General features: G+C 41.0%; 15 protein-coding genes. 12 read left to right on the top strand and 3 right to left on the bottom strand.

The window, feature by feature from the left end; genetic code table 11:
• The first annotated feature begins 122 nt into the window (after positions 1 to 122).
• From BU202_RS03560 to BU202_RS03550, 3 genes are read left to right on the top strand one after another with little or no spacing between them, the layout of a single operon-like run.
• On the top strand, positions 123 to 1,667 hold the full coding sequence (locus BU202_RS03560; RefSeq protein ID WP_075104437.1) for a peptide chain release factor 3: 1,545 nt from the start codon (positions 123 to 125) through the stop codon (positions 1,665 to 1,667).
• A 25-nt stretch (positions 1,668 to 1,692) separates the two neighbouring features.
• Complete coding sequence (locus BU202_RS03555; RefSeq protein WP_075104436.1) at positions 1,693 to 3,234, top strand: SEC-C domain-containing protein; 1,542 nt, start codon at positions 1,693 to 1,695, stop codon at positions 3,232 to 3,234.
• Positions 3,235 to 3,273: 39 nt separating this feature from the next.
• Positions 3,274 to 3,654, top strand: coding sequence for a PH domain-containing protein (locus BU202_RS03550; protein WP_075104435.1), 381 nt, complete (start codon positions 3,274 to 3,276; stop codon positions 3,652 to 3,654).
• A gap of 30 nt (positions 3,655 to 3,684) precedes the next feature.
• Here BU202_RS03550 and BU202_RS03545 read toward each other — a convergent pair whose 3' ends face one another.
• A complete protein-coding gene (locus BU202_RS03545) occupies positions 3,685 to 4,467 on the bottom strand; it encodes a hypothetical protein (protein ID WP_075104434.1) in 783 nt (260 codons plus the stop codon).
• A 131-nt stretch (positions 4,468 to 4,598) separates the two neighbouring features.
• On the opposite strand from BU202_RS03545, the gene BU202_RS03540 reads away from it, so the two are divergent.
• The 6 genes from BU202_RS03540 to BU202_RS03515 all read left to right on the top strand — a co-directional run bounded on the left by BU202_RS03540 (position 4,599) and on the right by BU202_RS03515 (position 10,179).
• Positions 4,599 to 5,507, top strand: a complete 909-nt coding sequence (locus BU202_RS03540; RefSeq protein ID WP_075104433.1) for a magnesium transporter CorA family protein — start codon at positions 4,599 to 4,601, stop codon at positions 5,505 to 5,507.
• 263 nt (positions 5,508 to 5,770) lie between these two features.
• A complete protein-coding gene (gene cshA, locus BU202_RS03535; protein WP_075104432.1) occupies positions 5,771 to 7,330 on the top strand; it encodes a degradosome RNA helicase CshA in 1,560 nt (519 codons plus the stop codon).
• A gap of 657 nt (positions 7,331 to 7,987) precedes the next feature.
• Positions 7,988 to 8,266: an autorepressor SdpR family transcription factor gene (locus tag BU202_RS03530; RefSeq protein WP_075104431.1), complete on the top strand. Its 279-nt coding sequence runs from the start codon at positions 7,988 to 7,990 to the stop codon at positions 8,264 to 8,266.
• Positions 8,253 to 8,855 carry a DUF1648 domain-containing protein gene (locus BU202_RS03525; protein WP_075104430.1) on the top strand — a complete coding sequence of 201 codons (603 nt, stop codon included), beginning with the start codon at positions 8,253 to 8,255 and terminating at the stop codon, positions 8,853 to 8,855. The genes BU202_RS03530 and BU202_RS03525 overlap by 14 nt, the downstream gene beginning before the upstream one ends.
• A gap of 140 nt (positions 8,856 to 8,995) precedes the next feature.
• On the top strand, positions 8,996 to 9,511 hold the full coding sequence (locus BU202_RS03520) for an isoprenylcysteine carboxyl methyltransferase family protein (RefSeq protein WP_089503438.1): 516 nt from the start codon (positions 8,996 to 8,998) through the stop codon (positions 9,509 to 9,511).
• Positions 9,512 to 9,768: 257 nt separating this feature from the next.
• Positions 9,769 to 10,179 carry a GNAT family N-acetyltransferase gene (locus tag BU202_RS03515; protein WP_075104428.1) on the top strand — a complete coding sequence of 137 codons (411 nt, stop codon included), beginning with the start codon at positions 9,769 to 9,771 and terminating at the stop codon, positions 10,177 to 10,179.
• 8 nt (positions 10,180 to 10,187) lie between these two features.
• On the opposite strand, the gene BU202_RS03510 is transcribed toward BU202_RS03515, so the two are convergent.
• Both BU202_RS03510 and BU202_RS03505 read right to left on the bottom strand, forming a co-directional pair.
• Positions 10,188 to 10,499, bottom strand: coding sequence for a GIY-YIG nuclease family protein (locus BU202_RS03510; RefSeq protein WP_075104427.1), 312 nt, complete (start codon positions 10,497 to 10,499; stop codon positions 10,188 to 10,190).
• Entirely contained in the window at positions 10,450 to 11,199 is a 750-nt protein-coding gene (locus BU202_RS03505; RefSeq protein WP_075104426.1) for a tRNA1(Val) (adenine(37)-N6)-methyltransferase, read from the bottom strand. The genes BU202_RS03510 and BU202_RS03505 overlap by 50 nt, the downstream gene beginning before the upstream one ends.
• Positions 11,200 to 11,294: 95 nt before the next feature.
• Between BU202_RS03505 and BU202_RS03500 the strand changes: the two genes are divergently transcribed.
• The 3 genes from BU202_RS03500 to BU202_RS03490 all read left to right on the top strand — a co-directional run bounded on the left by BU202_RS03500 (position 11,295) and on the right by BU202_RS03490 (position 14,553).
• On the top strand, positions 11,295 to 12,041 hold the full coding sequence (locus BU202_RS03500; RefSeq protein WP_075104425.1) for a lysophospholipid acyltransferase family protein: 747 nt from the start codon (positions 11,295 to 11,297) through the stop codon (positions 12,039 to 12,041).
• 177 nt (positions 12,042 to 12,218) lie between these two features.
• Entirely contained in the window at positions 12,219 to 14,108 is a 1,890-nt protein-coding gene (locus BU202_RS03495) for a BglG family transcription antiterminator (protein ID WP_075104424.1), read from the top strand.
• On the top strand, positions 14,095 to 14,553 hold the full coding sequence (locus BU202_RS03490; RefSeq protein WP_075104423.1) for a PTS sugar transporter subunit IIA: 459 nt from the start codon (positions 14,095 to 14,097) through the stop codon (positions 14,551 to 14,553). The genes BU202_RS03495 and BU202_RS03490 overlap by 14 nt, the downstream gene beginning before the upstream one ends.
• The last annotated feature ends 11 nt before the right edge of the window (positions 14,554 to 14,564 follow it).

Genomic DNA, 14,564 nt, shown 5'->3' with positions numbered 1-14,564 from the left:
AGCTTCTTTTTTATCACTCTGATTTGAAAAATCTAGCTCTTTTAGTTATAATAATAAGGATACGGGAGGGTAGACAAGGTGTCTGCTCTGCCATTTTATAGAACAGTAAAAAAGGAATCAAGATGACACTACAAGATGAAATAAAAAAACGCCGCACCTTTGCCATTATCTCCCACCCGGATGCGGGGAAAACTACGATTACAGAGCAGTTGCTCTACTTCGGTGGAGAAATTCGTGAGGCTGGTACGGTCAAGGGGAAAAAGACTGGAAACTTTGCCAAGTCTGACTGGATGGACATTGAAAAGCAACGGGGAATCTCGGTGACTTCTTCGGTGATGCAGTTTGACTATGATGGCAAGCGCGTCAATATCCTTGATACCCCAGGGCATGAGGATTTCTCGGAAGATACCTATCGGACCTTGATGGCGGTGGATGCTGCGGTCATGGTGATCGACTCAGCAAAGGGGATTGAGGCCCAAACCAAGAAATTATTTGAGGTTGTCAAACACCGCAATATCCCCGTCTTTACCTTTATTAACAAATTGGACCGTGATGGTCGTGAACCGCTTGACCTCTTGGAAGAATTAGAAGAAGTCCTTGGCATTGCAAGTTTTCCGATGAATTGGCCAATCGGTATGGGGAAATCCTTTGAAGGTTTGTATGACCTGCATAACAAGCGCTTGGAACTCTACCGCAGTGAGGAGCGCTTTGCCAGTTTTGATGAAGGCGAAGCCCTCTTTGGCAACAATCCTTTTTACGCGCAGGTCTTAGAAGATATTGAACTCTTGAGTGAGGCAGGAAATGAATTTTCAGAAAGCGCGATTTTGGATGGAAAGCTAACGCCCGTTTTCTTCGGGTCAGCCTTGACTAATTTTGGGGTGCAGACCTTCCTTGAAACCTTCTTGCAATTTGCTCCAGAACCGCATGGACATTTGAAAACAGACGGGGAAATAGTGGAGCCTTTATCCAATGATTTTTCAGGGTTTGTCTTTAAAATCCAAGCCAATATGGACCCTCGCCACCGCGACCGTATTGCCTTTGTCCGTATCGTTTCAGGCGAGTTTGAGCGCGGAATGGATGTCAATTTGACGCGGACGGGCAAGAAAGCGAAGCTGTCCAATGTCACCCAGTTCATGGCTGAAGCGCGGGAGAATGTCGAAAATGCCGTGGCAGGTGATATTATCGGGGTCTATGATACAGGGACCTACCAAGTAGGGGACACGTTGACTGTTGGCAAGAACAAGTTTGAATTTGAACCGCTACCAACCTTTACCCCTGAAATCTTCATGAAAGTTTCTGCTAAAAATGTCATGAAACAGAAATCCTTCCACAAAGGCATTGAGCAGCTAGTGCAAGAAGGAGCTATTCAGCTCTACACCAACTACCAGACAGGCGAGTATATGCTGGGGGCCGTTGGTCAGCTCCAGTTTGAAGTCTTTAAACACCGCATGGAAAATGAATACAATGCAGAAGTGGTCATGACGCCAATGGGGAAAAAGACCGTGCGTTGGATTGCTCAGGAGCAGTTGGACGAGCGGATGTCGTCTAGCCGCAATATCCTTGCCAAAGACCGCTTTGATCATCCTGTTTTCCTCTTTGAAAATGACTTTGCCCTGCGCTGGTTTGCAGACAAGTACCCAGATGTGGTGCTGGAAGAGAAGATGTGAGAATAGTATAGAAGTTTAATAAAGTATGAGTATCAATAGAAATGATAAATGTCCTTGTGGTTCAGATAATAAATATAAAAAGTGTTGTATGAGGATATTGCCAGTTTCCTCAAAAGATTATCTAAATAATAATTTTGAGATGATTAACTTTTATAAAAAACTGTATCAAGATGAAGTGAATATTGATTGGATTACTAGACAATTGACATCGGGTATTTTTTCATCTTTATTGTTACGAGATTTATTTAGGTATAGAGTTTTTATTGATTCTCTAATGTTACTTTTCAATAAAGAAAAATTAGAGAAAAAGTATTTTAGAAGAAAAATTATTTATAAGGACTTTTTTGAACATCTAAATAGTAGTGACCATGAAATGAAAGACTTTTTGGACCTCTATAGAAGATTTTTGAGAGAGAAGGTTGGGCGTCTTGTACCAATGAACTCATTTTATGTTCCTTATAGTTCTGAAGAGACAAGGCCGTATGATCAGTTAGCACGTGTTAGAAATGCTTTTGCACACATGAATTATGGACATTTTGAATTTTTATCACATGGAGAATATGGAACAGAATATTTGATTGGTTATAGTATCTATAACAAGGATAAAGAAACAAATAAATCAAAATTCCATGGATTTATATTAGAACCAGTTTTACATTATTTTATTCAATCATATTTTTCAAACTATACTTCTTATGGAATAGTTTATAAACATACTTGGTTTAGTTTGAGTTCTATGTCTGAATACCAATATAGTTCGGTTATAAATGAGTATACGGATATTAAAGTAAATGTTTTAACTTATGCAAAAGATGAAAAATATACAGGAAATTCTTCTCATGAAATGATTTCGTTTACTAAAAATTTCAAGCAATTAAATCATGAAGAGATAATGGGTTATATTAAATCTCATAGTGCAGAATTTAAACATTCTATTTATACGATTTCAAAAGAAGAATTTGATGAAAAATTAAAATTTGTTCAAAGTGAGGTAGGCAGAGAAGTAACTGCTGAGGAGTTTTGTTATAGTATAAAATTTCTATATGATTTTGAAACAGAATTTTCAAACTTTTTAGTTCATTTGATGCAATTAAATGATCGGATTATTGATTATATTTCTCCATGGATAGAAAATAGCTTTGAGAATAAGGATAATATATTATCAAGTATTGAAGAGCTAAAAGAGGATAAATATAGCTGGTTAGCGTTTAAATATATGTTTCCTATTCTTAGTGTAATCAATATTTGTTTGAGATTTGAAGACGATGATTTATTTGAAATCAATCCTAAAAACGTTGATATAGAAGGGTTTGTAATAGATAATACTAACCTTGAAAGATTTATGGAGAAACATCCAGATATTGAGGAAGAGCACAAGAAAAATGTTTATATTTTAGAAAGGTTAAGAAATTCTGTTGCGCATGGTCATATTCATCTTACACTAAAGGATAACAGTATGAGCTATCAATTTACAGACATTTATAATAATCGAAGTGAACAGATATCGATTTCATATTTTGCATTAAATCAATTTATAGATCAATCTGTTTTTAAGCAACGTGACTAAAGTTGAGAATCTTATATTAGGATGTAAAAAGGAGCTATCATGGGAATTTTTTCAGGCTTAATGGGCAATGCCGCCCAAACAGATACGGCAAAAGTAGAAGAACAGCTAGAGGCAGTGTTAGTTGCAAGCGAGCAGGTGACGTCAGCCTTTAGCCTGGTTCGTGACTTAATCGTCTTTACCGACAAACGCTTGATTTTGGTGGATAAGCAAGGAATGACAGGAAAGAAAACCTCCTACAAATCTATTCCCTATCGTTCTATTTCACGCTTTGAAGTCGAAACATCTGGGCATTTTGACTTGGATGCAGAGTTGAAAATCTGGATTTCCTCTAGCATGGAGCCTGCCGAAACCCTGCAATTCAAGAGCGATAAGAGCGTGATTGCCATTCAGCAGGCATTAGCCGAAGCAGTATTACAATAAAAAGGATTGAGAGAATTCTCTCAATCCTTTTTATTTCATTGCTTTAAATGGATATTCTTCGGCACCGACAAAGGTTAGGGTATCACCGTTATGTGTGTATAACAGGACATCTCCTACTTTAAAGCTAGATGCCGCTGATGCAAAGGCAGATCCAGTATTGACCTTGGTTACTTTGATAGTGTGAGTGAGTGGGCTCACTTCCCCTTCAAAGTAGACAGCAGAGAATTTACCAGTTGCAGAATCATACTGGCCCTTGCTAGTATCTGCTACTTCTTTGGTCATCATGTCATCGAATTGTTTTTCGATTTCTTCACGCTTAGGGAAGCTTTTCTTGATTTCCGCTTCATAGTTTTCACCAAATGCTTCTTTTAGCAAATCTTCCTTGCTGATTCCATACTTTTGCGCTTCTTTTTCTGCTTCTGTAACGACTTTAGTATATTCTTCTTGGATCGCTTTATCAAAAGCAGTTAGAAAGGCTTCTTTATTGATGGTAGAATAGGTCGTAGCGACTGCTTTGTTGTCCTTGACTTCAAATGTTACGCCTGTTTCTCCAACAACTTCTTCGGGATCAAGTTTCAAGCCCTCAAAACCATTTCCAATCTCCTGAATAGCGGATTTCCGTATTTCCGCAGCAAGATTTGGATTTTCCCAATCACCTGCAATATTTCCATTGCGGTAGAAGAGGAATCCAGCAACGGCAGCTACTAAAAAGAGGCCTCCGATAACTCCGAAAACGATTTTCAAGACACGCTTACGCTTTTTCTTGTTGGTTTCGACCATTGTTGCAAGAGGGTCTAACTGTTGATTTTCCATAAAAACTCCTTTTTTTTGATACCTAAATATTGTACCGCATCCCCCCTTTTCTGTCAAATATCGTCTTTGGAAAGTACGATTAGAGGAGATTTATAGTATAATAAGACAGAAGAAAAAAGTGGAGGTGGAGAATGTTCATTGAGAAAAGTTTGAAAAATGGCATGTCTTGGATTAACCTAGATGCCGAGAGTTTGCACCAAACGCCAGAACTATATAAAAAATACCATATTGATACGGAAACGGTCGAATATGCGCTGGATAAAAATGAACGTGCCCACATGGACTACAATCGTGAAGACGGGACAGTTGTCTTTATTTACAATGTCCTTGATTTGGAGCGCGAAAAGGACTACTATGAAACCATTCCCATGACCTTCATTGTCCAAAAAGACCGTCTCATTACCATTACCGACCAGGATAGTGCCTATGTGACGCGTAATATGGTCCGCTATATTGAACACCATGAGCCTGTCACAGTCTATAAATTCCTCTTTGCCAGTATCGAGTTGATTAGTAATTCCTACTATCCTGTCATTGAAAAAATGGACAAGACCAAGGATGAAATCAATATGCTGCTGCGCCAAACGACAACTAAAAAGCACTTGTTTGCCCTGTCTGACTTGGAAACCAGTATGGTCTACCTGCTTGCTGCAGCCAAGCAAAATCTGATGTTGCTTGAGCATATCAGAGGACATGCTATTTACCGCGGCTTTGATGAGATTGAAAATGAACAATTTGACGATGCGATGATTGAAGCCAGACAGTTGGTTGCCATGACTGATTTGGTTTCTCAAGTCTTGCAGCAGTTGTCCAGTTCTTACAATAATGTCTTGAACAACAATCTGAATGACAACTTGACACTCTTGACCATTATTTCCATTTTACTGGCTGTTATTGCCGTTATTACAGGCTTTTTCGGCATGAATGTCCCACTTCCTTGGACCGATGATAACCGTGCTTGGATTTATATCATTATCCTTAGTGCTGTCTTGTGGGTTGTCCTTGCCCAGATTTTAAAATGGGTGGCGAATAAACGATGAAAAATGATCTTTTTGGTCATTTTTTCATTTTTAAAACTTTCTTAAAGAAAATCAAAAATGTATTTGTGAGAAAAATAATGACTTTCACTATCTTTTGCCCCTTCTTTGTGATATACTAGATAAGTTGCATGCAACAAAATTGTATATATGGGAAACAAGCTCCACTTCTTTTACTAGGGTGATGTCTAAAAAACCTGTCCTGCTTAGACGGTTTTTCTTTTTTAGACGAGGGCTGAAATCCCACTCCTTAGAAAGAAGGATAGATGAAATTTAATGAATTACAGTTATCTGCTGACTTGCTAGCAGAAATCGAAACAGCCGGCTTTGTGGAAGCCAGTCCAATTCAGGAGAAGACGATTCCCCTTGCCCTTGAAGGTAAGGATGTCATCGGTCAAGCCCAGACAGGAACAGGAAAAACAGCAGCCTTTGGTCTACCAACTCTTGAAAAAATCCGCACCGATGAAGTGCAAATCCAAGCCTTGGTCATCGCCCCAACGCGGGAATTGGCCGTGCAAAGTCAGGAAGAGCTTTTCCGCTTTGGGCGTAGTAAGGGCGTGAAAGTCCGCTCTGTCTATGGCGGTTCAAGCATTGAAAAACAAATCAAAGCGCTCAAGTCTGGCGCTCATATCGTTGTCGGAACGCCTGGTCGTTTACTTGATTTGATCAAACGTAAGGCCTTGAAACTCAATCATGTAGAAACCCTCATTCTGGATGAAGCCGATGAAATGCTCAATATGGGCTTTTTAGAGGACATCGAGTCCATTATCTCTCGCGTTCCAGAAGACCGCCAAACCTTGCTCTTTTCAGCGACCATGCCAGCTCCGATTAAACGCATCGGTGTTCAGTTCATGAACAATCCTGAACATGTACAGATTGAGGCAAAAGAATTGACGACTGAACTGGTCGATCAATACTATGTCCGTGTCAAGGAGCAGGAAAAATTTGACACCATGACCCGTCTTATGGATGTGGAACAGCCAGAATTAGCGATTGTCTTTGGTCGGACCAAACGCCGTGTCGATGAATTGACCCGCGGTCTGAAAATCCGTGGTTTCCGTGCAGAAGGTATTCACGGTGATTTGGATCAAAGCAAGCGCCTGCGTGTCTTGCGTGATTTCAAGACAGGTGGTCTAGATGTCCTCGTTGCGACAGATGTTGCGGCCCGTGGATTGGATATTTCAGGTGTGACCCATGTCTATAACTATGACATTCCGCAGGATCCAGAAAGCTATGTTCACCGTATTGGTCGGACGGGTCGTGCAGGTAAGTCTGGTCAATCCATTACCTTTGTCTCACCAAATGAAATGGGCTACCTCAAGATTATTGAGGATTTGACCAAAAAACGCATGACCGGCATGAAGCCTGCGACAGCAGAAGAGGCTTTCCAAGCCAAGAAAAAGATTGCGCTGAAGAAAATCGAGCGTGATTTTGCAGATGAAAGCATCCGCAAGAACTTTGATAAGTTTGGCAAAGATGCCATTAAACTGGCTAGCGAATTTTCACCAGAAGAATTGGCGATGTACATCTTGAGCTTGACGGTTCAGGATCCAGAGTCCATGCCAAAAGTAGAAATTGCGCGTGAAAAACCATTGCCGTTCAAATACATCCCAGGTGACAAAGGTGGTCGTGGCAAGTCTGGTAAAGGTGGCAAATCATCAGGTAATCGCAGAGGTGATGACCGCCGGGGTGGCCGTCGTGATTACAAGGAAAAACGCCACACCAACGACCGCGACCGTTTCGGAAAAGACAACAAAAAACCACGCAAACGCATCTCAAGCGAGAAAAAGACAGGCTTTGTCATCCGCAATAAGGGAGATAAGTAGGGAGTGGGACAAAAATCGTGATTTCGAAGAAATCGATTTTGTAGTCCTCGCTCTCTAGTTTCTAGGCTCGGGTATCAACAGTCACTCCCCTGACTGTTGATACCCCGCAAGTTGACTAGCTTCCACAATTGAGAATTGTGGAAGGTTGGAAATAAGGCTAGCGAAGAATTGTTCGCTAGCCTCTTCTAATAGAATCTTGATTTATCAACGTTTTACAAACCAGACAACTACTGCGCTAAACTGTTAAAACTATGAAACGTAACGAGGTAAGGGACTTTTGTCCCAGCCTTTAGCCCGAGCCTAGAAATTCGAAAGCGAGGTTAATCCAGTGGATTATTTTAGCCCGAGCCTAGAAACTAGAGAGCGAGGTTACTCCAGTGGACTTCGTCAGCAGTTGACGTGACCAGTTCAGTTTATCTACAACTAGTAGTTAATCTTCAGCAGCTGACACATCCAGTTTATCTGACATTGGATGTTTGTCTTGGCTGAACTGAATCGCCTTATCAAATAGATAGTAGCGTAAGTCCCAGCTAAAATAGTTGGGACTTTTTTTATATTCTATTTCGATGTTTTTCTAAATAGTTCTTGACAAGTTGTCACAAAAGGAGTAGTATTCTATTTAGAAATATTTCTAAATAGAAAGTGAAAGGAGACAAGATGGGCTTATCAGAAACCTTAAAGGCGATTTCGGCGCCGATTCGGAGACAGATTTTGGATAGTTTAAAGGCGGGTCCCAAGTCGGCAGGCGAGATTGTGGAGCTCTTTCACTTGAGCGGTGCCACCGTCTCGCATCATTTGTCTGTTTTGAAAAAGGCAGGCTTGATTTTAGAAGAAAAGCAGAAGAATTTTATTTACTATCGCCTGAACTATACCGTATTTGAAGAAGTGCTGGTCTGGATTGCCAGCTTTGGAGGAGAAAAAGATGAAACAAATTGATTGGAAAATGCTCGCTATGACAAGTTTAATTTTCTTGATACCACTTGTTCTCGTTGCCATTTATTACGGACAGTTGCCAGAGATTGTGCAAACACATTTCGGCATTGATAATGAAGCCAATGGGACAGGTAGCAAATGGTTTACCCTTGTGGGCACGCCTTTACTAGCCTTGGCCTTTCATATCTTTTTGTGTGTGGCGCTTGATGTGACCAAAAGTGGTCGGATTCCTGCTGTAAAAGTGATGAAATGGGTGATGCCTATCGTTACTACACTTGTAATGACTAGTATTTTACTGGTGAATTTAGGAAATGAGTTAGATATTCGCCGACTAGTCGTTGCTTTTTTAGCAGGAGTGTATCTGATTATGGGGAATTACATGCCAAAAGATGTGGCAGGTATGACAGCTCCTCAATCCTTATCAGATCGTAAGAAAATAGCTTATCTCTTTATCGGTGGAGGATTTGCGCTTCTCATCAGTCTGTTCTTTGAGCCGCTTGTATCGGTGATTGTTTTAGTCGGCTTTACCGCTTTAGCCATCATCTGGAGCATTTGTGTTGGGGCGAAGGGCTATAAAGTGACCAACAAATAAGGATGAAGCAAGAAGTACACAAACTACAGATTATCTACGTTTTCTCTCCTTAATATGTAAAATCCGCAGAAGCTATTGACCCTAGAATTTCTGCTCTATATAATAAGGGACGTAATTGATTAACATAAGGAGAAAAGATGATGGTGATTGGTATTGTGGTCGCTGTATTTCTGTTGCGTTTGTGGTTTTTAAAGATTTCGGTTCAGCATGAACGAATGATTTTGAAAAATGGTGGAAGAGAATATGGGGTGAAAAACACAAAATATTTAACCCTGTTGCATATTTTATTTTACGTGTTTTGTGTCGTAGAAGCGCTCATCAGGCATACTTCTATGGATGCTAGGGGAGTTGTCGGGGCATTATGTATTCTATTTTCTATGTGCATGCTCTACCTTGTTCAGTCGATTTTAGGAGATATATGGACAGTCAAGCTGATGATTGCTAAGAATCACACTTATAATGACCACATTTTATTTCGTTTGGTCAAACATCCCAACTATTATTTGAACATTGTGCCAGAATTAGTTGGTCTGACCCTCTTATGTCACGCATGGCTGACCGCTTTGATTCTCGGTCCATTTTATGCTGTGGTACTATGGCGCAGGATTAGGGAGGAAGAAGACTTGTTAGAAAAGGTCATTATTCCAAATAGCTAGTGACATTTGAGTTGTCTTATTTTTGCAGAGGTTGACATGATTTCTTAGATTGGTGTATACTATTATCAATCAATGAGGAGGTGCCTATGGGTATTAGGAATTTGACTATATAGTCTTTTGAATTAACTTTGATACATCGTCACTTTCGACTTGCCGTACTCCAGTACTGTCTGCGTCTCAGTTCCTTGTCTGAAAGTTAATTCATTTGACTATAGACTTATCTTTTTAAACCATTCAAACAGGAAAAGGAGAAAATGATGATTACATACGTGAAACGAGCAAAACTAGACATGGCGGCAGTCCTTGAACTGTACGAAGCGGTTGAGTGGAGCAATTATACACGCCAACCACAGATGTTAGAGCAGGCCTTGGCAAATAGCCTGTTAGTCATTGCAGCATTTGATGGAGAAAAGCTCGTAGGCTTGTTACGAGCTGTGGGGGATGGGTACTCGGTTCTCTTTGTGCAGGATATTTTGGTCCTGCCAGCCTATCAGCGAATGGGAATTGGCCGTCAGCTGATGGAGTTGCTTCTTGCCAGCTATCCTAATATCTACCAACTGCACCTCTTGACAGACCGAGAAGAAAAAACGAAGGCCTTCTATGAATCCTTGGGATTTCGGGCGGTTGATACGATAGATTGTGTAGCCTATACTTATATAGAAAGATGAAAAATGCCTCACTCCTTAGGAGTGAGGTTTTCTGCGATATAAGCTAATTTTTGCTGGCGCGTTTTGCGTTTGAAGAGGGCTTCTGCGGACATGGCGCTAGGTTTATCAGAGAAGGTTTCGTGGTAGAGCAACTCAACTGGTCTGCGGCTCTGGGGGCGGGTGTACTTGGCGCCTTTTCCGCTGTTGTGGGTCGCAATTCGCTTGTCAAGGTCGGTCGTATAGCCGGTATAGAGGCTGTCGTCTGCGCACTTGAGCACATACATGTAATGTCTAGCCTTTTCCAAAGTAAATTTCCTCGATTTCTGCTGTATAGTTTCCATTTTCTTGGTGGACAATCAGCGGTGGTAAAATCTTCAACCCTTCTAAAGAACCGTCTTTAATGGCCTCAATCAACAACATATTGGCTTCCTTGCCTGCCTTGGGGTGGATAAATTGGATCCGTTTGGGAGCTAGATTGTGGGCTTTCATGGTATCGATAATTTCAAGGAAGCGCTCTGGTCGGTGTACCATAGCCAGACGACCATTTGACTTGAGGGCGTGACGACTGACGGCGCAAATTTCTGCCAGATTGGTTGTGATTTCATGGCGGGCAAGGAGATAATGTTCGCTAGCTTTCAGATTGGGTTGTTGTTCGACCTTGAAATAAGGTGGATTGCAGAGAATCAAGTCGACCTGCGAACGCGGGACATAATCCAGCAAGTGCTTGAGGTCATCGCAAATCATCTCGATTTGTTCCTCCAACTGATTGAGGGCAATCGAGCGCTTCGCCATATCCGCCAAGCGTTCTTGGAGTTCAATGAGGGTAATCTTAGCCTTGGTCTGGGTGGAGGCAAAGAGGCCAACGGCCCCATTTCCACTACAGAGGTCTACGATAAGCCCCTTTTTGGGCATTTTGGGAAAGCGCGACAAAAGAACACTATCGATGGAATAGCTAAAGACTTCTTTGTTTTGAATAATCTTGACATCGGTGGAGAAGAGCTGGTCAATGCGTTCTCCGACTTCTAATACTGGCTTGTTCATAGACCTATTATAGCACATTGTGACGGCGGATGAAAAATCTTTGCTAGCTTTCAAAATATGGTATAATAGTAGGGAAATCAGTAAAGGAGAGTCACATGTTTTATTCCTACTTACGTAGTTTATTAGTTTTTTTATTGTGGGCCGTAAACGGCAATATTCACTATCATGACAGGGAGAAAATTCTGCCTCAAGATGAAAATTACATCTTGGTAGCCCCGCACAGAACCTTCTGGGATCCAGTCTTTTTAGGCTACGCTTCAGCGCCTAAACAGTTTATTTTTATGGCGAAAAAAGAACTGTTCAAGGACAGAGGATTTGGCTGGTGGATTAGCAAGTGTGGTGCCTTTCCGATTGACCGTGAAAACCCAGGAACAGCAGCCATCAAATACCCTGTTAAAATGCTGAAAAAGAGCAATCGTTCCTTGGTCATGTTCCCGTCAGGGAGCCGTCATTCCAGTGAATTAAAGGGCGGTGTTGCGGTCATTGCAAAGACTGCTAAGGTGAAGATCATGCCTGCTACCTATATCGGACCGATGAGCCTCAAAAATCTATTGTTGGGAGACCGAATCGACGTTGCCTTTGGTAATCCGATTGATATTTCAGATATTAAACGCCTAGACGATGCAGGAATCGCAGAAGTCACCCACCGCATTGAGTCAGAATTCAATCGCTTGGACGACCTTGCCCGTGCTGCTCAGACAGGCAAGAAACGCTTGCCTTACTGGACCTTCATTTACCGTGTGCCAGCCCTAGTCCTTGCTGCCCTAGTCTTAGGTTTGACCTACCTCTTTAGCTATCTAGCTAGTTTTGTCTGGAAACCAGATACGAATTTGGATAAATAAGTGAAGAAAGCTCGTTTTGTACGAGTTTTTTTGATAGCGGACTTCAAGTCATATTTTATAACCGGTGTCTGATTTGCTGCAAGAAGTTCTTGCAGCTTTTTGTTATTTACAAAGACATTGATAGCGGTTACAATCTATATATAAGCAAGTAATGCTGAATGATCATGGAGGTGAGAAATGCTTACCCAAAGACAGATAAAATTAGTGAGAATGATGAAAGGAGAACGAAGTCCCAAGCAAGCAGCTTATTTTGCAAATAAGCTAGGTGTTTCGGTGAGGACAATCCATAAAGAGATTCGTAATCTAGAACAGAGGGGAATCGTATTTGAAAAACGGAGAGGCGTAGGAATCTCCCTAGTGAGCTATGAAGATTTACTTGAGGGAGTAGATGCTCATGATTGTCAAGTTACGCGTCGGATTGACATCATGCAAGACTTGTTATTTCAAAACAAGCAAACAAGTTTTAATGATTTAGCAGAGCGATACTTTGTCAGTAAGAGTTCCATCAAGCAAGATCTAGAAACTATTACCTTGATTCTACTTCGTGGAACGAGTGGCGAGCTGTTAAGTAATCATCATGGAACTCGATTGGTCTTTCCGACGACAGAGGACAAGATTACAGCATTTGTGAATTTTAACCAATATATCATTGAACAAAATGCCTTTGCAAACGGGGCGAAGACGCCTGATATTATCGATAGTCTACTTCCCTATTATACTAGAGATATGATTCAGGTTTGTTCCAATGTACTCTATACCTATGTTAGGGAAAATATCCATGCCATCTCAGAAGTTTATATCCAGCATTGTCTAACCTTTCTAATTGCTCAAGTTTATCAACTGAGCCAAGGTGAACATAGTGTAGGAAATGCCTCCTTGTTTCATCAGAAGGCAGATGCCTTTTACATGGATAGTGCAGTAAAGATTCTCCATAAGATTTCTCTCAGATTGGATTTAGAATATACCAATGAAGATGTGGAGTATCTTTCTCAAAAATTGCTACTCTATCGCTTTGAACCCATGCCAAGGCAGTATGTAGATAGTAACCTAGTGACGGGCTTGATTGAACAGGTCTCTCAGGCTTTAAATGTCGATTTTTCAAATGATACGACTCTGCTAGAACAATTGACAGTGCATATTCCACCCATGTTATCACGCTTACGCTCTCATACTCTTGTCAAAAATCCCTTTACCGAGCAGATAAAACTGGAATTTTCGATTGTCTTCAATGTCTTATGGCTGGCTGTTTCAGATTTTAGCGAAACGATTGGTCAGGAATTTAATGAAGATGAGATTGCCTTTTTGACCATTTACTTCCAATTAGCCTTGGAAAAAATTGGAGTGAGTCGCAAAATCCTAGTGGTCTGTTCAACTGGAATTGTCACTTCTGAATTATTGATTCATCGGATAAAAAATAATCTACCATCGCTTGACAAGGTGGAGGTAGCTTCATCGATGGAGGCGGCCCAGTTGGACTTGGAAGCCTATGATGTCATTCTGACAACGATTCCTTTACAGCAGAAAGCATCGCATATTTATTTCGTTTCGCCCTTAATCAGTGAGCAGGAATTATCAAGGCTTCTGAATGCTCACACGACAAGAACATCCGTCAGTTCAAAAAGAAAGCCTTCCAATTTAGCTGCCTATCTGTCAGAGGATCTTGTTTTTTATCACGATCATTATCATTCTTCGGCAGAGGCCATTCAAGCCTTGAGCAATACCTTAGCAGATAGAGGCTTTGTAACAGAGGGCTTTCAACAGACCATGTTAGACCGAGAAGAATTTGGCAATACAGATTTGCCGATTGGCGTTGCGATTCCTCATGGAAAACCGCAAGAGGTACAGCAGACATTTGTTGCGATTGCAAAGAGTTCAAAAAAATTTAAGTGGAAAGATTATTTTGTGGATTTGATTTTTATTATTGGGATTAGCCCCAATGATATGTCCAAGACCAAATCAATCATCTCTGGTATTTATGAATTGATTCATACAGATGAAAGGCTGACTGCTTTGCGCCATGCTAAAAATAGAACGGAGGTTTTAAAAATTGTGTATGAAAGAGCATAGTATTCTACATGAAGAATTGATTTTTATGGATGAGGAGTTGGCAACGAAAAAAGGAGTGATTCAAGCGATTACAGATCAGGCACATCAGCTGGGATATGTGACAGACGCAACTATATTTATGGATGCTGTGCTGGCGCGTGAAGAAGAGGTGCCGACAGCGATTGGATATGGGATTGCCATTCCTCATGGGAAAACAGATGCAGTTGCAAAACCTTTCATTGCTTTTTTAAGGACAAGAGCACCCTTTGAGTGGACACAAGGACACGAGGAAGCAGTCCAACTCATCTTTCTCATCGGAGTTCCTCAGATGGGAACGGAAAAATTACACTTGCGCTTTATTTCGCAAGTAAGTAAAAAATTGCTAGACGAAGACTTTCGTCATCAATTACTAAGCATTGGTAACAAAACAACTCTCTTCGAGCGATTGCGTTCGATAGACATTTAGGAGGAAACATT

It is taken from the genome of Streptococcus cuniculi (assembly GCF_001921845.1).
GTDB lineage: Bacteria > Bacillota > Bacilli > Lactobacillales > Streptococcaceae > Streptococcus > Streptococcus cuniculi.
This window is presented reverse-complemented; position numbering and strand designations above follow the sequence as displayed.